This is a genomic window from Nonomuraea sp. NPDC048882, from assembly GCF_040649755.1.
Lineage (GTDB): Bacteria > Actinomycetota > Actinomycetes > Streptosporangiales > Streptosporangiaceae > Nonomuraea > Nonomuraea maheshkhaliensis.
On the sequence record NZ_JBEZGB010000003.1, the window covers coordinates 175,737 to 192,731 of the forward strand.

Here is a 16,995-nt window from a genome sequence, read left to right on the forward strand (position 1 = left end):
TGCATCACTCGTGAGGCGCATATTCGCACATCAAGAAGGTCCCTCCAAAACGCCGGAGCAGCCCCCTATGCGCGATCGCACTCGTTATCTCTACCTGGCCGTCATCGTGGCGGTCCTGCTCGGGATCCTGGTCGGCTTCATCTGGCCGGACGTGGGCAAGGAACTCAAACCGCTCGGCACCGGATTCGTGGCACTGATCCAGATGGTGATCGGCCCCATCATCTTCTGCACCATCGTGCTCGGCATCGGTTCGGTGCGTCAGGCCGCCCAGGTGGGCAAGGTCGGCGGCCTCGCCCTCGGTTACTTCATCGTCATGTCCACGGTAGCGCTGGTCATCGGCCTGGCCGTCGGCAACGTCATCGACCCGGGCTCCGGCCTGCAGCTCACCGACACCGCCAGGCAGGCGGCCGAGGCCGAGGCGGCCAAGGGCGCGGACGCGAGCACGGTCGACTTCCTGCTCGGCATCATCCCCAAGACGGTGGTGTCGGCGCTGACCGACGGCTCCGTGCTGCAGGCGCTGCTGGTCGCGCTGCTGACCGGGTTCGCGCTGCAGGCCATGGGCCCCAAGGGCGCGCCCATCCTGCGCGGGGTCGAGCACTTCCAGCGGCTCGTGTTCCGCGTCCTCGCCATGATCATGTGGGCCGCGCCGGTGGGCGCGTTCGGCGCGATGGCGGCCGTCGTGGGCGCCACCGGCATCGAGGCGCTCAAGAGCCTGGCCATCATCATGATCGCCTTCTACGTGACCTGCGTGCTGTTCGTCGGCGTGGTGCTGGGCGCGCTCCTCTGGGCCGTCGCGCGGATCAACCTGTGGTCGCTGCTCAGCTACCTGGGCCGCGAGTTCCTGCTGATCCTGTCCACCTCGTCGTCGGAGACCGCCCTGCCCCGCCTCATCGCCAAGATGGAGCACCTGGGCGTGAGCAAGACCGTGGCCGGCATCACGGTGCCGACCGGCTACTCCTTCAACCTCGACGGCACCGCGATCTACCTGACCATGGCCACGCTGTTCATCGCCTCGGCGACCGGCTCGCCGCTGGAGTTCGGGGAGCAGGTGGCGCTGCTGCTGTTCATGATGATCGCCTCCAAGGGCGCGGCGGGCGTGACCGGCGCGGGCCTGGCCACGCTGGCCGGCGGCCTCCAGGCGCACCGGCCCGAGCTGGTGGACGGCGTGGGTCTCATCGTGGGCATCGACCGGTTCATGTCCGAGGCCAGGGCGCTGACGAACTTCGCCGGCAACGCCGTGGCCACCGTGCTCGTCGGCACCTGGACCGGGGAGTTCGACCGGGAGCGCGCCGGACGGGTGCTGGCCGGGCAGGCGCCGTTCGACGAGGCCACGCTGCTGGACGACCACGACGACACGCCCGCCGCCGAAGGTCCGCGCGGGGAGCCCGAGAAGGAGATGTCGCCCGCCTAGCCGTACCGGGATCCCGGACGGGACACCGGGACGGGACATCTAACGCGGCTGCCGGTTCACGGCCGGCAGCCGCAGCACGAATCTCGCGCCTCCCGCGAAGTCCTCCACGCAGATCTGGCCGCGGTGGGCCAGCGCCACGTCCCTGGCGATGGCCAGGCCCAGCCCCGTGCCGCCCGAGTCGCGGTCGCGGGCGGCGTCCAGGCGGGTGAAACGCTCGAAGATGCGCTCGCGGTCGGCCACGGGGATCTCCACGCCGTCGTTCTCGACCGCCAGCACGGCGGTCCCCGCCCCTGGGCCCGGCTGGTGGCCGACCTCCACCCGTACCGTGTGCTCGGCGTGCCGCTGGGCGTTGTCCAGCAGGTTCGTCAGGACCCTGGCGAGCTGGAGGCGTACGCCCTCGACCGTGACCCCCTCGGCCAGGTCCGTCTGGACGGGCAGTTTGTCGCTGCGCACGGCCAGCTCCTGGCGCACCAGATCGGCCAGGTCGACGCGCTCCTTGACCAGGTCCACCCGGGAGCCGATCCTGGCCAGCAGCAGCAGGTCGCTGATGATGGCCTCCAGCCGGTCGGTGTCGCGCAGCGCGCTGTCCACCAGCGCCTCGATGTCGGTGTCGTCCGGATAGAGCTGGGCGCTCTCCAGCTGGGCGCGCAGCCCGGCGATGGGGGTGCGCAGCTCGTGGGAGGCGTCGGAGGCGAACTGGCGCTGCTGCTCGGCCGAGTGTTCCAGGCGGGCCAGCGTGCCGTTGATGGAGCGGGCCAGTTGCGCCACCTCGTCGTCGCCCGGCGGCTCGGTCACGCGGTGGCTGAGGTCTCCCGCGTGCACGGCGTCCAGCTCGGTCCGCATGGTCGCCACCGGCCGCAGCGCCTTGCCGGTGACCAGCCACGTCGCCCATCCCGTCAGCGCGATGAGCAGGGCGACCTCGCCGAGCACGACGATCTCGAGTATCCGGCTCGACAGCACCTCGGGCGTGCTGCGGCCGGCGTAGACGACAGGGGAGTCGGAGAACAGGCTCACCCGCACCGCCGTCACGTGCACGCATTCCGTCGGCAGGCAGGTGGTGGTGTTGATGATCCGGTTCTGGGGGGTGGGGCGCACGTCGCTGAGCGGCGGCAGGTTCCTGGCCGCGTCGCTGGTGGCCATCAGCTCCCCTTCCGGCCCGACGATCTGGATCAGGTCGACGGACGGGTTGGGCACGGGGATGGCGGCGCCGGTGGGCAGGGTGCCGCCGCGCATCTCGAACGCGATCCGCTCGGCGGCGTCCCTGGTCTGGCCGAACACGCTGGCGGCGACCAGGGAACGGGCCGCGACGACGCCGACCATGCCCACGGGAATGAGCACGAGGGCGGCTACGGCCGTCGCGATGAGGGTGACGCGTGCGCGCAGGGACCTGGCCCACCAGGGTGCCATCCCCCGAGGCTACCGAGAGTGATTGCTCCGCTATGTCGGGTATATACCGTGAAAAGGGAAAGATTGCGCCAACCGTCAGCGTCGGAGCTTGAGCCGGGCCGGTTCCTCGGCGCCGGAGCTTGAGCAGGGGCGCATCCTCGGCGCCGGAGCAGCGCCGAGGTGAAACCGAGGCGGCATCTTCAGCGCTGGAGCCAGACCGTCGTGTCCGGCGGGAGCGATCCGTCGGCGGCCAGCGGGCCGCTGGACAGCAGCACCTCGCCGGACACGGCGAGCCGCACCGGCGTCTCGCCGGTGTTGAGCGCCACGACCAGCCCCGGATCGCGCTCGATGACCAGCACGTCCTTGGGGGAGTCGAGCCACGTCAGCGTGCCGTCGCCGAGCGCGGGATGCGTCTTGCGCAGCTTCAGCGCGGCCCGGTAGAGGTTCAGCGTCGAGGCGGGGTCGTCCTCCTGGGCCTCGGCCGACAGCGCAGCCCACCCGGCCGGGATCGGCAGCCACGGGTCGCGCCAGCCCAGGTCGCCCGTGGAGATCCACGGGATCGGCACCCGGCAGCCGTCGCGGCTCTCGCCGCGCCGCAGGAACGCCGGGTCCTGGCGCAGCTCGTCCGGCAGGTCGAGCACCTCCGGCAGGCCCAGCTCCTCGCCGTTGTAGAGGTAGGCCGAGCCTGGCAGCGCCAGCATGAGCAGCGTCGCCGCGCGGGCGCGGGCGAGCCCGCCGTGGCGGGTGACGTGCCGCGGCTTGTCGTGGTTGGACAGCACCCACGTGGTGGGCGCGCCGACCAGGTCGGCCTCCTTCAGCGACTTCTCGATGACGGTACGGAACGACTTCGCGTGGAAGTCCGCCATCATGAACTCGAAGTTGAACGCCTGGTGCAGCTCGTCGGGCCCCACGTAGCGGGCCAGCCGCTCAGGGGAGGAAACCCACGCCTCGGCCACCGCCATCCGTCCGCCGGGGTAGGAGTCGAGGATCGGCCGCCACTCGCGGTAGATGTCGTGCACGCCGTCCTGGTCGAAGTAGGGCACCTGCTCGTCGCCCAGCATCTCGGCCTGCGGCCCGTCCTTCTGCCCCACGTCGGGCAGGCCCTCGGCCTTGATCATGCCGTGCGCCACGTCGACGCGGAATCCGTCCACGCCCCGGTCGAGCCAGAAGCGCAGGATGTCGCGGAACTCGGCCCGTACGTCCGGGTTGTCCCAGTTGAGGTCGGGCTGCTCGGGGGCGAACAGGTGCAGGTACCACGAGCCGTCCTCGACCTGCGTCCACGCCGGGCCGCCGAAGATCGACTCCCAGTCGTTGGGGCGGTCGCGGAAGACGTACCGCTCGCGCAGCCCCTCCTTGAACCAGGGGTGCTGGTCGGAGGAGTGGTTGGGCACCAGGTCCACGATGACCCTGATGCCCCGGCCGTGGGCGTCGGCGACCAGCGCGTCGAAGTCGGCGAGCGTGCCGAACATGGGGTCCACGTCCCGGTAGTCGGCCACGTCGTAGCCGCCGTCGGCCATGGGGGAGGTGTAGAAGGGGCTCAGCCAGATGGCGTCCACGCCCAGCTTCGACAGGTATCCCAGGCGCTCGCGTACGCCGGCGAGGTCTCCCATGCCGTCGCCGTCGGAGTCGGCGAAGCTGCGGGGGTAGACCTGGTACACGACGGCATCACGCCACCAGTCGTCATTGCCGAGCATGTTTGTCCTTCTTCTGGGATGACCCGGATGCCGGGGGATTTTCTGGTCAACGATGTCGCGATCACCTGCGAGTGGTCAAGTGTAAGTTGCGGAAAGTTGCAGATCTCCCCATGAGGGCCGGCGGGGAGGCTGAGCAGGTCAGATGAGCGCTCGGTGAGGACCTTCTTTCGCAAGTTCTTCCACAGCTTTCGCCTACGTGTTCGTCATGTGTACGGAGAGTGTGTGCACCATGCACACCCCGTACCGGCGGAGCCGCCCTTCCGTCCCCGCGTCCACAGGGGCTCCCGCCGTCTCTCACGACTGCGTCATGCCAAGTGAACACCTTCGTAACGTCTGTGGCGCCTCCCACACCCATCACGCTACGGTGGCGTCTGCTGATCCTCCGTGTCCCCCAACTAGATAGTGGTGTGCCTGTTATGAGGTTGCTGTCCGTAGCCGTGATGGCCACGCTCCTGCCTGCCGTTCCGTCCGCGGCCCTCGCAGCACAGGCGGGCACCACCTACTACGTCGACTCCCGCGCGGGCGACGACGGCGCGGCCGGCACCAGCGCGTCGAGCGCCTGGAAGTCGCTGGACAAGGTCAACGCGGCCGAGTTCAAGCCCGGCGACACCGTCCTGTTCAAGCGCGGCGGCAAGTTCACCGGGCCGCTCACGCTGGAGGCCAGCGGCACCGCCGGGCAGCCCATCACCGTCAAGGCGTACGGCAAGGGCGCCCTGGCCACGATCACCGGCACCGAGGCCGACTGCGTCAGCGTCAAGGGCAACCACTGGCGGATCAGCGGCCTGCGCGCCTCCGGCTGCCGCTGGGCCGGCTTCGCGATCGGCGGCGACTCCAACGAACTGATCGGCGTACAGGCCGACCGCAACATCACCGGCGTCTACGTCCCGGCGTCCGGCTCGCGCAACACCATCCGCGACAGCGTCCTGACCGACAACAACCGGATGAGCGTCAACGACGAGGGCGGCGACAACGACTCCGGCGCCTTCGGCGTGCTCCTCAACGGCGACGACAACGTGGTGACCGGCAACACCATCTCCGGGAGCTTCGCCAAGAGCAAGGACTACGGCACCGACGGGGCCGCCGTCGAGATCTTCAACGGCGACCGCAACCGCATCACCCACAACGTCTCCAGGAACAACGAGACCTTCACCGAGCTCGGCGCCCAGAAGGGCAAGACCGCCACCGGCAACGTCTTCGCCTTCAACGTCGTCACCTCCTCCCGCAGCCGCGGCTCCTTCCTCATCACCCGCGGCCCCCGCCACATCGTCGGCCCGGTCAAGGGCACGGTCGCCGTGCACAACTCGGTCTACCTGCCGGCCAGGGACACCATCGGCTGGTCCTGCCACGACGGGTGCGCGCCGTCGATACTCAAGCTGCGCAACAACGTGATCGCGGTGGGCGGGGAGGCCGGCTGGGAGGACGGCTCGGGCGCCGACGAGGACGGCGGCGTCTACAAGGGCCGCAGCGCCAGGTTCAAGCTCGGGCCGAAGTCGGTCATGGCCGACCCGAAGTTCGTCTCCCGCACCGACCTGCGCCTGCGTCCCGGCTCGCCGGCGCTCGGCCGCGGCCTGGTGCTCACCCCGAGGTGGTACGGCGGCAAGGCGTTCGGCAAGGACGTCAAGGGCAAGGCCCTGCCCGCCGCGCCCGACGCCGGCGCCTACCAGCGCTGAGGCCCGCTCCCGGTCGCTCTGCCGCCCCCTCGTTCTGCCGCACCGTCGTCCTCTCGTCCTGTCGTCCTGTCGTCCTGTCGTTCTAGAGTGGGCCCCGTGGTTCCAGATCTTCGCCAGCCGCTCGTGCGGCAGCTCGCCGAGTCCGACAATCCCCGCCGCTACTGGCACATGGGCGACGAGGACGGGCGCGCCTGGCTGTTCGAGAGCGTCGAGGGCGACGGCGAGCAGTGGGCGGTGCGCCAGGTCGAGGTGGGCACCGACCGCGGCGCCCGCCGTTACTGGTGGCGGCATCTGCAGGACGAGGCCGGATTCCTCACCGATCAGCCGCTGGAGATCTGGGAGCTGACCGAGATCCCGCGCGAGGCGTTCGAAGCGGTCTGGGAAGCGACGGGCTGACCCAGGCGGTCGGTCAGGGGCCGAGGTCGTGGCTGTCGCGGGCGTCGTGGGCCAGGATCGCGAGCTGGGTGCGGTTGGTCAGCCCGAGCTTGGTGAGCGCGCTGGAGATGTGCGCCTTGACCGCTCCGACCGACAGGTGCAGGCGTGCGGCGATCTCGGCGTTGCCGGCCCCCTCGGCCACGGCGAGCGCGACCTCGCGCTCCCGCCCGGTGAGCCGGGCCAGATGGTCGCGGGCCTGCACGGTGCGGCGATCCGCGCCGCCGGTCACGTGCGCGATCAGCGTACGGGCCACGCCGGGTGACAGGACGGGCTCACCCGCGGCGGCACGGCGGACGGCCTCGACGATCTGCTCGGGCGGCGTGTGCTTGACCAGGAACCCCGACGCGCCCGCCCGCAGCGCTTCGATCACCGTCGCCTCCGTGTCGAACGTCGTCAGCACGATCACCCGCGGGGCGCGGCCCGTACGGGCGGCCACGGCCCGGGTGGCGGCGATGCCGTCCACGTACGGCATGCGGATGTCCATCAGCACCACGTCGGGGGCCAGCCGCTCGACCGCCCCCGGCACGTCGGCCCCGTCGGCCGCCTCCCCGACCACGTCCACGCCGGGCGCGCCACGTAACATCATCCGCAGCCCGGCGCACACCAGCGGATCATCGTCCACCAGCAGGACCCGGATCGGCGGCTCATCCATCGGGCCTCCAACGGCTCGTCACACCTGCCACGGCAGGCGGGCCGACAGCACGAACACGCCGTCGCGTACTCCATGCTCCAGACTGCCACCGTCGAGCGCCACCCGCTCACCGAGCCCGGCCAGCCCTTTGCCCGCTCCGCCCCCCTCTCCCCGCACGCCACCCGCCCCGCCGGCGGGGTTGCCCACGGTGACGATCAGGTCGGAGCCGGGCCTGCCCTCGATCCGCACCCGCACCGGTGCCCCGGGGGCGTGCCTGCGCGCGTTCGTCAGCCCTTCCTGAACCGTCCGGTACGCGGTGCGCTGCACCTGCGCCCGCACCGACCCACTCGGGCCCGCTCCACCCTGCCTCGCCCCTGTCCGCCCTGAGTCCGCCCGTTCGGATACGGCCCCCTCAGACCCATCCTCCTCAGGTCCGGACTCGTTCAACCCGGCCCGAGCGCGTCCGGTCCCCTCCGCGGCGCCGGTCAGTGCCGCCACCTCGTCCCCGACCGAGTAGTCGACCCGCTGGCCCGCCGCCTCGGCCTCCGCGACGAGGCGGGGCAGGTCGGCCAGGCCGGGCTGGGGCCGGGTGGCGGCGGGCTCGCCGTCGCGCAGGACCGCCAGGACCTCGCGCAGCTCGTCCAGGGCCAGCCGGGCGTTGTCCTGGATGACCTGTACCGCCCCGCCCACCTCGGACGCGTCCACCGGCGGGCCCGTCCCGGCCGCGGCCTGCGACGTGCGGTAGGCCAGCGCGCCCGCGTGCACGCTCAGCAGTGACACCCGGTGGGCCAGCACGTCGTGCATCTCCCGGGCCAACCGCTCTCGCTCGGCCCGGCGCGCCTCCCGCAACGCGAGCCGGTGCTCCCGTTCGGCCCGCTGCGCCTCCGCCAGTTCCAGCCGGCGTTCGCGTTCCGCTCGTTGCGCTTCGGCCAGCTCCAGGCGGTGTTCGCGGGACCGTACCTCGGCCTCCCGTCGCAGGCCGAGGAGCAGGAGGCGGCGGGCGCGGACCGCCATGCCCAGGCAGAGGGGCCCGCCGAACATGATCAGCAGCGAGGCGATCAGCACCGGCCGCTCCACCCCGGGCGGTTCGGCGAAAAGGCCGTAGTAACCGCATATCGCCAGGTACGAGCCGGAGACCGCCGCCGCCCGGCCCCACGGCCGGTGTATCGCCACGGTGAGGCCCGCCACCATCGCCGCGCCCACAGAAGAGGCCGAGAAGGACAGCGCGACCATCATCACGACGCCCAGCACCAGGGGGAAGCGCCGCCGCCACCACAGGGCCAGGCACGCGGGCCCCGCCACCCAGAGGTTGATCGCGACGAGCCAGCCGGGCACGAACTCGGCGCCGGGCGGCGGATAGGCGGCGGCCTGCTCGATCGCCATGATCACCGCGAACGCGAACAGCCCCGCGTCGGCCGCCCAGTCGCGGGCCGTACGGCGCCCGGCGGGCCGGCCGTCCAGCGCCGCGAGCTGGGCCGGCAGCAGCCAGCGGGGCACGACCGTCATGCCGGGGAGCCTAATCGAGCACAGGCCCGCCTATCCCTGGCCGATCGGCCACGGATCGTGTCCGTCCGGCCAGTGCGCGACCCCGATCGGCTCTGCTGGGCTGACAACCCCGGCCACCATCGCCGCCCGGATCCGTCTGAGACCCAGGACCCCGGCCACCATCCCCGCCCGAGGCTCAGAACCCGGCCACCATCCCCGCCCGATCCGCCCGATCCGCAGGAGAGATTCGATGACCACCAGAAGGCTGCTGTTCTGTGGTGCGGCAGGCGCGCCGCTGTTCGTGATCGTGCTGCTCGTCGAGGGGGCCCTGCGCCCCGGCTACGACCCCTTCTACCACTCGGGCAGCCAGCTCAGCCTCGGTGAGCGCGGCTGGATCCAGATCGCCAGCTTCGTCGTCAGCGGCCTGCTCATCACGGCCTTCGCGGCGGGCGTGCGCCGCAGCCTGGCGTCGTGGTGGGCGGCCGTGCCGATCGGGCTGATCGGTGCGGGCCTGATCGGCGCCGGCGTGTTCGTGATGGACCCGATGCAGGGCTATCCGCCCGGAGCCCCGGAAGGGGTCGTCCTGACCGGCAGCTGGCACCACACCGCGCACGACCTGGCGTCCCTGCCGGTCTTCTTCGGACTGCCCGTCGCGTGCGTGGCGGTCGCGATCCGGCTCAAGGGCTGGTGGCGGCTCTACTCGGCGGTCACGGCGGTGGCGACGCTCGTCCTCTTCCCGGTGTACGGGCAGGCGTTCACGGACGACGCCGCCAACGCGGGCCTGCTGCAGCGGGTGCTCATCGTGACCGGCTGGACCTGGCTCACCCTGCTCGCCGTACACCTGATCCGCCGGGAAGACACAGCGGATCAGGCGGGCCCGGTCAGCGACCGGGTCGGGCGGGAGCGTCCTGAGGGGGAGTGACGAGCTCCGGATACAGCAGCTCCAGGCCGCCCGACAGGCCGGCCCTGACGTTGCGGCTGACGTCGTCGGCGAGCACCTCGTACGCGCCCGCCTCCAGCCCGTCGAGCGCCTGCACCACCACGTCCTCCGGGCTGATCTTGGGCCCGGTGATGCCGGCGGCCATGTCGGTGTCGATGTAGCCGGCGTGCACGCCGAGCACGTGGGTGCCCTGCTCGCGCAGCTCCAGCCGCAGCGCGTTCGTCAGCGACCACGCCGCCGCCTTCGACGCCGCGTACGTCTTGGGCCTCGGGAACGTCACCCACGACAGCACCGACAGGACGTTCACCAGCGCGCCGCCGCCGTTGGCGGCCAGCACGGGGGCGAAGGCGCGGCTCATGGCGAGCGGGCCGAAGTAGTTGACCTCCATCTCCGCGCGGGCCGCCTCCGGGTCGGAGCCGCCGATGGACACGCCCGCGTTGTTGATCAGAAGGTCGACGTCGGCGTAGCGTTCGGCGGCGGCCACCACGGAGACGGGGTCGGTGACGTCGAGCGCGATCGGGGTCAGGCCCGGGCCGGTGATCGTGGCCGGGTTTCTGGCGGCGGCGTAGACCGTGCGGGCTCCGCGCTCCAGGAGGGCGCGGGCGAAGACGGCGCCGAGGCCGCGGTTCGCGCCGGTGACGAGGGCGACACTGCCGGAGATCTTCATGAGGTTCGCTCCAATATGAGGGCATTTGCCAGACCGCCCGCCTCGCACATGGTCTGCAGGGCGTAGCGGGCGCCATGCTCACGCATGGCATGGACGAGAGTGGTGGTGATGCGGGCGCCGCTGGCGCCCAGAGGATGGCCGAGGGCGATGGCGCCGCCCTTGACGTTGACCTTGGCCGGGTCCGCGCCGGTCTCCTGCTCCCAGGCCAGGACGACGCTCGCGAACGCCTCGTTGACCTCGAACAGGTCGATGTCGGCCAGCCGCAGCCCCGCCCGGCGCAGGACCTTCTCCGTGGCCGGGATGACGCCGGTGAGCATGAGAATCGGGTCGGACCCGGTGACGGCGAAGCTGTGCAGCCTGGCCAGCGGCTTGAGACCGAGGCGGGCCGCCGTCTCCGAGGTGGTGATGAGCACGGCCGCCGCCCCGTCGTTGATCGGGCTGGAGTTGCCCGCGGTGACCGACCAGTCGATCTGCGGGAACCGCTCGGCGTAGCCGGGGTCGGCGAACGCGGGCTTCAGCCCGGCCAGGATCTCCTCCGTGGTGGAGGGGCGTACCGACTCGTCCCGGTCGAGGCCCGCCAGCGGGACGAGCTCGGCCGAGAAGGAGGCGGCGGCGGCCTTGGCGTGCGAGCGGGCCGAGAACGCGTCGAGCCGCTCGCGGCCGAGCGACCACTTGGCGGCGATCAGCTCGGCGCTGATGCCCTGCGGCACCAGGCCCTCGGGGTAGCGGGCGGCCAGGGCGGCGCCGAACGGATCGGCTCCCGGGGGCACGTTCGACCACATCGGGACGCGGCTCATCGACTCCACCCCGCAGGCCACGACCAGGTCGTATGCACCGGACAGCACCCCCTGTGCGGCGAAGTGCACCGCCTGCTGGGACGAGCCGCACTGGCGGTCCACGGTGACCGCCGGCACGGACTCCGGCAGGCCGGCGGCCAGCCAGGCGTTGCGGGTGGTGTTCATGGCCTGCTCGCCCACCTGGTCGACGCAGCCGCCGATCACGTCGTCCACCAGGGACGGATCGATTCCGCCGCGCTCGATCAGGGCGCGCAGGGTGTGGGCGAGCAGGTCCACCGGATGCACCCCGGCCAGGGCGCCGCCGGGCTTGCCTTTGCCGATCGGGGTGCGTACGGCCTCCACGATGACGGCGTCGCGCATCGCGCCCTCCTTGTCAGTTGGAAAACCAGACCCACTCTAGGTGGGTTGGATTTTCCAACGCAACTCCGGAGCCTGGAGAGCCGCGTCACACCGTGCCGCGCCGGGCGGACGGGTTCGCGCGGTTGTGGGGTCGGTCGGTGTCCTGGCGTAAGGGCTCGGCATGGGGGATGACCACCCGTTGGCCTGCGAAAACCACAACTGCCCTTTATCGACAATACGGACTTAACGCTTCATCCTGGGATATAAGCGCATCATGTGCGACATATGCATGGAACATCCTGGAAACCTTTGCGCGGCAATCTGGGAGCCTTCGGAGGGGAGGCGGGAATGCTGCTGCGACTGAGGGTGTCGTTGCCGGACCGGCCGGGCGGTCTCGGTCAGGTCGCGAAGGCGCTGGGCGCGTTGGGGGCGGACATCCTCCAGGTCACCGTGCTGGAACGGGAGGCCGGCCGGGCCGTGGACGACTTCACCGTCTCCTGGCCTGGGCAGGTGAGCGCGGCCGAGGTGCGCGAGCGGATGTCCGCCATGCCGGGCGTGCGCGTCGAGGGAGTCTGGCCCACCAAGGAGATGCCCGGCTCGGCGCCCGACTACGACCTGCTCATGCACGTCGCGGCCGAACCCGCCAGGGGATACGCCACGCTGGTCGACGCGCTGCCGGGGCTCTGCGGCGCCGAATGGTCGCTGGCGGTGGCCGACGGCGCCGTACAGCATGCCTCCATGACCGCGCCCGCCGAGTTCGAGCTGCCCGAGCAGCCCCCGCGGGCGATCACCGTGGACGCCAAGGAGATGCAGTTGCTGCTGCTGCCCGTCGTCACGGCCGGGATGCACGTGGTGGTCGCCCGCGCCGACGGGCCGGTGTTCCACCGGGCCGAGGTGGAACGTGCCGCCCGCATCGTGGACGTGGTGGCGAAGCTCGCGGCCCGCACCTGAGGGCTCGCCACCGACGTGCGGGGTGATTGACCGAACAATCATCTGGTCACTAACGTGAACGGTCTGATCGTGGTGAACAGGAGCCGCCCGTGACCGTCCACGAGCCCAGCATCGGCCGCTACTACGAGGACTTCACCATAGGGGACGTCTACCAGCACCCCATGGGGCGGACGATCGGCGAGTCGGACAACACCTGGTTCACGCTGCTGACCATGAACACCAACCAGAACCACTTCAACGCGCACTTCGCCGCCAGGGCCCCCACCGGCAAGATCATCGTGAACTCCGGGCTGAGCGTGGCCATCGTGCTCGGCCTGTCGGTCATCGACGTCAGCCAGACAGCGATCATGAACCTGGGCTGGGACGGCATCAAACTCACCCATCCCGTCTTCGTGGGCGACACCCTCTACGCCGAGTCGAAGGTGACCGGCAAGCGGGAGTCCAAGTCGCGGCCGTACGCAGGGATCGTCACCTGCTACACGCGCGGGCTCAACCAGGACGGCGACGAGGTCATGTCGTGGACGCGGACCGTCATGGTCTACAAACGCGATGCCCCGTACGACAAGGGCTATTTCCCCCAGGCCAAGACCGGCCCGCTCTGAGAAGAGGCACATGGACTTCGAGCTGACCGACGAGCAGAAGGCGTTCCGCGAGACCCTGCGCGCGTTCGTGGACAAGGAGATCGTGCCGGTGGCCACCGAGTGGGAGCACTCCGGCCGCTATCCCACCGAGATCGTCGACAAGATGAAGCAGATGGGACTGTTCGGGCTGTCCGTGCCGGAGGAGTACGGCGGCATGGCGGCCGACATGGTCTCCTTCGCGCTGGTCTTCGAGGAGATCGCGCGCGGCTGGATGGGCGTGGCCGGCACGATCGGCTCCCACTCGCTGGCCTGCTGGATGATCGCCCGCCACGGCACCGAGGAGCAGAAGCGGCTGCACCTCGCCGACCTGGCGAGCGGCGCCCGCCGTACCGGGATCGCGCTGACCGAGCCCGGAGCGGGCACCGACCTGCAGGGCATCCAGACCAGGGCGGTACGCGACGGCGACCACTACATCGTCACCGGCACCAAGACGTGGATCACCAACGCCCGCCACGCCGACCCGCTGCCCGTGCTGGTCAAGACCTCCGTCGCCGAACCCGCGCACAAGGGCATGTCGGTGCTGCTCGTCGACCCCTCGTCGGCCGGCTTCGGCGTCAGCCGCGACCTGCCCAAGCTCGGCTACAAGGGCACCGAGACGTGCGAGGTGGTGCTCGACGAGGTACGCGTGCCGGTGTCGTGCCTGCTCGGCGGCGTCGAGGGGCGCGGCATGCAGCAGGTGCTCGGCGGGCTGGAGATCGGGCGGATCAACATCGCCGCCCGCGCCGTCGGCGTGGCCCAGGCCGCATACGACGCCGCGCTGGCCTACTCGCGCGAACGCACCGCCTTCGGCCGGCCGATCGCCGACTTCCAGGCCGTCCAGCTCAAACTCGCCGACCTGGCCACGGAGATCCAGGCCGCCCGGCTGCTCACGTACTGGGCCGCCTCTCAGGCCGACGGCGGCAAGCGGGTGGACATGGAGGCGGGCATGGCCAAGTACTTCGCCTCGGAGGTGGCGCTCAAGGCGTCCCTGGAGGCGATGCGCATCCACGGGGGGTACGGGTACTCGCAGGAGTTCGTCGTCGAACGGCTCTACCGGGACGCGCCGCTGATGGCGATCGGCGAGGGCACCAACGACGTGCAGCGGCTGGTCATCGCCCGCGCGCTGATCTCCGGGAAGGGGAAGGTGGGCTGGTAGGGGACGTACGCGGGTCCTTCCGTTGGTACGCGGACATGGCTGCATATCCTGCTCGAAGGGATGAGGTGCGTTAGCGGGGGATGCCATGGGTGACCAGCGGGACTCCGACCCGTCGAAGCACCACGACCACGACCACGACCACGACCACGGGCATGGGCATGGGCACGGTCATCAGCGAGGGCGGGGGATCAGGGCGGTGCTGGGGTGGGTCGCCCACGCCGTGACCCCGCACAGCCACGACTCCGCCCGCAAGACGGACACCGCGCTGGAGTCCAGCAGTCGCGGCATGCGCGTGCTGGCCGTCTCGTTCGCCGCCCTCATGCTCACCGCCGCCGTCCAGGCGGTCGTCGTCGTCGCCTCCGGCTCGGTCGCGCTGCTCGGCGACACCCTGCACAACCTGGCCGACGCGCTCACCGCCGTACCGCTGGCCATCGCGTTCTCGCTCGGCCGCCGCGCCGCCACCCGCCGCTACACCTACGGTTACGGCCGGGCGGAGGACCTGGCGGGCATCGTCATCGTGCTGCTCATCACCGCGTCGGCCGCCCTGGCCGGGTACGAGGCCGTCCGGCGGCTGCTGGACCCCCAGGAGATCAGGGCCGTGGGCTGGGTGGCCGCGGCGGCGGTGATCGGGTTCGCCGGGAACGAGTGGGTGGCCCGTTACCGCATCAAGGTGGGCAGGGAGATCGGCTCGGCAGCGCTGGTCGCCGACGGCCTGCACGCCAGGACGGACGGTTTCACCTCGCTGGCCGTCCTGCTGGGCGCGGGCGGCGCCGCGCTCGGGTTCCCGCTCGCCGACCCCGTCGTGGGGCTGCTCATCACGGTCGCCATCTGTTACGTCCTGCGCGACGCGGCGCGCGAGATCTACCACCGGCTCATGGACGCCGTTGACCCCGCGCTCGTGGACGCCGCGGAAGACGTACTGGCCGGGGTGGAAGGAGTGCGGCGGGTGGAGTCGGTGCGACTGCGCTGGATCGGGCACGCGCTGCACGCCGAGGTGGAGATCCTCGTCGATCACGACATGTCGGTTATACGCGCGCACGAGGTGGCGGTGGGGGCCGAGCACCGGCTCATCCACGGCGTGCCGCGCCTGAGGGCCGCCACCGTTCACACCGACCCCGATGGCCCCGACGGCGCCGACCACCACGCGCCCCTGGCCGACCATCAGTCCCCGTAGCCGGTCGAGGGCCGGAATCCGGCGCCGGCCAGGGAAAGACGCCCGCATCACTCACCCCGTTACGGGTAGGTTGGGCCGGGTGTCCGCAGCCGCCCCGCATCCCGATTCCACCCATCCGCGCGCTCCCGCGTCCGCCCCTGCCCCGGCCTCCGCGCCTTCCCGCACCGCCACATCCGCACCTGCCACGGCACCCACCCAGACCGACGCGTCCACCTCCGCCACGAGGCTCGCCTGGCTGGACGCCCTGCGCGGCATCGGCGCGATGGCGGTGGTGGCCGAGCACCTCCTGCCCTGGTTCCTGCCCGGCCTGCGCCCTTACTGGTTCAACCTGGGCGTCTACGGCATCCTGGTGTTCTTCCTGGTCAGCGGCTACATCATCCCGACGTCCCTGGAACGCCACGGCGACGTACGCGCCTTCTGGATCAGCCGTTTCTTCCGCCTCTACCCCCTCTACTTGGGCGTCATCGTCGCGGTGCTGGCGCTGTCCTGGTGGGTGCCGGTGCGGGAGGCCGTCCCCCGTGACGGGAGCGCGGTGGCGGCGCACGCGACCATGCTGCTCGACGTCGTCAGCGTGGGCGGCGTGGCCGACACGATGTGGACGCTCTCGTACGAGATGGTGTTCTACCTGCTGGTCACGGCGCTGTTCCTGACGCGCGGGCACGATCGCAGCGGGCTGCTGTCGGTGCTCTTCGCGGTGGCCGCGGTCGTGGTCGGGCTGATCGTGTCGGGGGCGGTGCTGAAGGGGGCGTGGCCGGCGTACGTGTCGTGTGCGGTGTTCGTCGTCGGGCTGACGGGCGTGGTGGCGGGCCGGTTCCGTACCGCCTCGGCCTGCGTGCTGGGCGTCATGGCGGTGGTGCTGCTGCTGATGAGCAGCCGGGTGCCGTGGCTGGGCGCGGCGGTGCTGGCGGTGATGTTCGCGGGTACGGCCGTGCACCGGTGGGAGCGCGGCACCGGCCGGCTGTGGCCGGTGGCGGTCACCGTCGTCCTGGTCGGCATCGCGCCGCTGTGGGCCATCGAGAGCGGCTGGTGGTGGGTGCAGGCCGACGTGTGGTTCACCACGATCGCGCTGGCCGGGGCCACGTTCGCGGGCGGGATGGCGCTGCGCGGCAGGCGGCTGCCCCGGGTGCTGGTCTGGTTCGGGCTGATCAGCTACTCGCTCTACCTGGTGCACCATCCGGTGCTGAAGTACTTCGTGCAGGTCAGCGGGGATCTGCGGCGGGCCGAGCCGGCGTACCAGATAGCCATGACCGCCCTGGCCCTGGCGCTGCTCGTCGGCGTCAGCGCGCTGACCTACCGGTACGTCGAACGGCCCATGCAGGACCTCGGCCGGCGGATCTCACGCCGGTGCCGTGACCGGCTCCAGGGCGGGGCCGATGCGCGGGTGACGGGACAGGGCGCGGGCGACGACGGGGTCCTCGGCCAGGAGGAAGGCCAGATGCCTGACCGCGTGCGCGACCACGTTGGCCAGGGTGACGCCCTGCGGTGACGGCGTCGCCGGCGCCCGCCCTCTGGCGATCTCCAGCGCCGGCACCTCGGTCGCGGGCAGCCAGGGCGACGGATCGGGGCAGACCGCGTACGTCAGGACGATCTCGCCGTCCGGTTCGTAGCGCCAGCTGGTGGAATGCAGCACCGTGTCGGG

The 16,995-nt window shown here is 71.2% G+C and carries 16 protein-coding genes; 10 read left to right on the forward strand and 6 right to left on the reverse strand.

Annotated features, from left to right (window positions below):
- The first annotated feature begins 67 nt into the window (after positions 1-67).
- Positions 68-1,411, forward strand: a complete 1,344-nt coding sequence (locus tag AB0C27_RS10915) for a cation:dicarboxylase symporter family transporter (RefSeq protein WP_357841129.1) — start codon at positions 68-70, stop codon at positions 1,409-1,411.
- A 39-nt stretch (positions 1,412-1,450) separates the two neighbouring features.
- Here AB0C27_RS10915 and AB0C27_RS10920 read toward each other — a convergent pair whose 3' ends face one another.
- Positions 1,451-2,818 carry a HAMP domain-containing sensor histidine kinase gene (locus tag AB0C27_RS10920; RefSeq protein WP_357841132.1) on the reverse strand — a complete coding sequence of 456 codons (1,368 nt, stop codon included), beginning with the start codon at positions 2,816-2,818 and terminating at the stop codon, positions 1,451-1,453.
- Between the two features lie 179 nt (positions 2,819-2,997).
- Positions 2,998-4,491 (reverse strand): glycoside hydrolase family 13 protein, encoded by a 1,494-nt coding sequence (locus AB0C27_RS10925; protein ID WP_357841135.1) that lies wholly within the window; start codon positions 4,489-4,491, stop codon positions 2,998-3,000.
- Positions 4,492-4,907: 416 nt separating this feature from the next.
- Here AB0C27_RS10925 and AB0C27_RS10930 point away from each other — a divergent pair, with 416 nt between their 5' ends.
- Positions 4,908-6,161 carry a right-handed parallel beta-helix repeat-containing protein gene (locus AB0C27_RS10930; RefSeq protein WP_357841138.1) on the forward strand — a complete coding sequence of 418 codons (1,254 nt, stop codon included), beginning with the start codon at positions 4,908-4,910 and terminating at the stop codon, positions 6,159-6,161.
- Between the two features lie 96 nt (positions 6,162-6,257).
- Entirely contained in the window at positions 6,258-6,557 is a 300-nt protein-coding gene (locus tag AB0C27_RS10935) for a hypothetical protein (protein WP_357841141.1), read from the forward strand.
- Positions 6,558-6,570: 13 nt separating this feature from the next.
- Here the strand turns inward: AB0C27_RS10935 and AB0C27_RS10940 are convergent, their stop codons facing one another.
- Together AB0C27_RS10940 and AB0C27_RS10945 are read right to left on the reverse strand one after the other, a co-directional pair.
- Positions 6,571-7,248 (reverse strand): response regulator transcription factor, encoded by a 678-nt coding sequence (locus AB0C27_RS10940; protein WP_357841144.1) that lies wholly within the window; start codon positions 7,246-7,248, stop codon positions 6,571-6,573.
- A gap of 18 nt (positions 7,249-7,266) precedes the next feature.
- Complete coding sequence (locus AB0C27_RS10945) at positions 7,267-8,733, reverse strand: histidine kinase (RefSeq protein WP_357841147.1); 1,467 nt, start codon at positions 8,731-8,733, stop codon at positions 7,267-7,269.
- Positions 8,734-8,962: 229 nt separating this feature from the next.
- Between AB0C27_RS10945 and AB0C27_RS10950 the strand changes: the two genes are divergently transcribed.
- A complete protein-coding gene (locus AB0C27_RS10950; protein WP_357841150.1) occupies positions 8,963-9,634 on the forward strand; it encodes a DUF998 domain-containing protein in 672 nt (223 codons plus the stop codon).
- On the opposite strand, the gene AB0C27_RS10955 is transcribed toward AB0C27_RS10950, so the two are convergent.
- Positions 9,594-10,319: an SDR family oxidoreductase gene (locus AB0C27_RS10955; protein ID WP_357841153.1), complete on the reverse strand. Its 726-nt coding sequence runs from the start codon at positions 10,317-10,319 to the stop codon at positions 9,594-9,596. The two genes, AB0C27_RS10950 and AB0C27_RS10955, sit on opposite strands and share 41 nt — an antisense overlap.
- Positions 10,316-11,476 carry a thiolase family protein gene (locus AB0C27_RS10960; protein ID WP_357841156.1) on the reverse strand — a complete coding sequence of 387 codons (1,161 nt, stop codon included), beginning with the start codon at positions 11,474-11,476 and terminating at the stop codon, positions 10,316-10,318. The genes AB0C27_RS10955 and AB0C27_RS10960 overlap by 4 nt, the downstream gene beginning before the upstream one ends.
- Before the next feature lie 327 nt (positions 11,477-11,803).
- On the opposite strand from AB0C27_RS10960, the gene AB0C27_RS10965 reads away from it, so the two are divergent.
- From AB0C27_RS10965 to AB0C27_RS10990, 6 genes are all read left to right on the forward strand, one after another.
- Complete coding sequence (locus AB0C27_RS10965; RefSeq protein ID WP_357841158.1) at positions 11,804-12,406, forward strand: ACT domain-containing protein; 603 nt, start codon at positions 11,804-11,806, stop codon at positions 12,404-12,406.
- A gap of 89 nt (positions 12,407-12,495) precedes the next feature.
- Entirely contained in the window at positions 12,496-13,008 is a 513-nt protein-coding gene (locus AB0C27_RS10970; protein WP_357841161.1) for a MaoC family dehydratase, read from the forward strand.
- A 10-nt stretch (positions 13,009-13,018) separates the two neighbouring features.
- The gene (locus AB0C27_RS10975; RefSeq protein ID WP_357841164.1) at positions 13,019-14,182 is read left to right on the forward strand and encodes an acyl-CoA dehydrogenase family protein; all 1,164 of its coding nucleotides are present in this window, start codon (positions 13,019-13,021) and stop codon (positions 14,180-14,182) included.
- A gap of 85 nt (positions 14,183-14,267) precedes the next feature.
- Positions 14,268-15,356, forward strand: coding sequence for a cation diffusion facilitator family transporter (locus tag AB0C27_RS10980; protein WP_357841167.1), 1,089 nt, complete (start codon positions 14,268-14,270; stop codon positions 15,354-15,356).
- A 79-nt stretch (positions 15,357-15,435) separates the two neighbouring features.
- Complete coding sequence (locus AB0C27_RS10985) at positions 15,436-16,842, forward strand: acyltransferase (protein WP_357841170.1); 1,407 nt, start codon at positions 15,436-15,438, stop codon at positions 16,840-16,842.
- Positions 16,826-16,963 carry a hypothetical protein gene (locus AB0C27_RS10990; RefSeq protein WP_357841173.1) on the forward strand — a complete coding sequence of 46 codons (138 nt, stop codon included), beginning with the start codon at positions 16,826-16,828 and terminating at the stop codon, positions 16,961-16,963. Before AB0C27_RS10985 ends, AB0C27_RS10990 begins: the two co-directional genes overlap by 17 nt.
- Positions 16,964-16,995 lie beyond the last annotated feature (32 nt).

Coding starts and splice junctions, on each gene's coding strand:
- AB0C27_RS10975 (WP_357841164.1), top strand. CDS start 13,019: ATGGACTTCGAGCTGACCGACGAGCAGAAGGCGTTCCGCGAGACCCTG.
- AB0C27_RS10955 (WP_357841153.1), bottom strand. CDS start 10,319: ATGAAGATCTCCGGCAGTGTCGCCCTCGTCACCGGCGCGAACCGCGGC.
- AB0C27_RS10940 (WP_357841144.1), bottom strand. CDS start 7,248: ATGGATGAGCCGCCGATCCGGGTCCTGCTGGTGGACGATGATCCGCTG.
- AB0C27_RS10920 (WP_357841132.1), bottom strand. CDS start 2,818: ATGGCACCCTGGTGGGCCAGGTCCCTGCGCGCACGCGTCACCCTCATC.
- AB0C27_RS10965 (WP_357841158.1), top strand. CDS start 11,804: ATGCTGCTGCGACTGAGGGTGTCGTTGCCGGACCGGCCGGGCGGTCTC.
- AB0C27_RS10950 (WP_357841150.1), top strand. CDS start 8,963: ATGACCACCAGAAGGCTGCTGTTCTGTGGTGCGGCAGGCGCGCCGCTG.
- AB0C27_RS10960 (WP_357841156.1), bottom strand. CDS start 11,476: ATGCGCGACGCCGTCATCGTGGAGGCCGTACGCACCCCGATCGGCAAA.
- AB0C27_RS10915 (WP_357841129.1), top strand. CDS start 68: ATGCGCGATCGCACTCGTTATCTCTACCTGGCCGTCATCGTGGCGGTC.
- AB0C27_RS10925 (WP_357841135.1), bottom strand. CDS start 4,491: ATGCTCGGCAATGACGACTGGTGGCGTGATGCCGTCGTGTACCAGGTC.
- AB0C27_RS10980 (WP_357841167.1), top strand. CDS start 14,268: ATGGGTGACCAGCGGGACTCCGACCCGTCGAAGCACCACGACCACGAC.
- AB0C27_RS10945 (WP_357841147.1), bottom strand. CDS start 8,733: ATGACGGTCGTGCCCCGCTGGCTGCTGCCGGCCCAGCTCGCGGCGCTG.
- AB0C27_RS10930 (WP_357841138.1), top strand. CDS start 4,908: ATGAGGTTGCTGTCCGTAGCCGTGATGGCCACGCTCCTGCCTGCCGTT.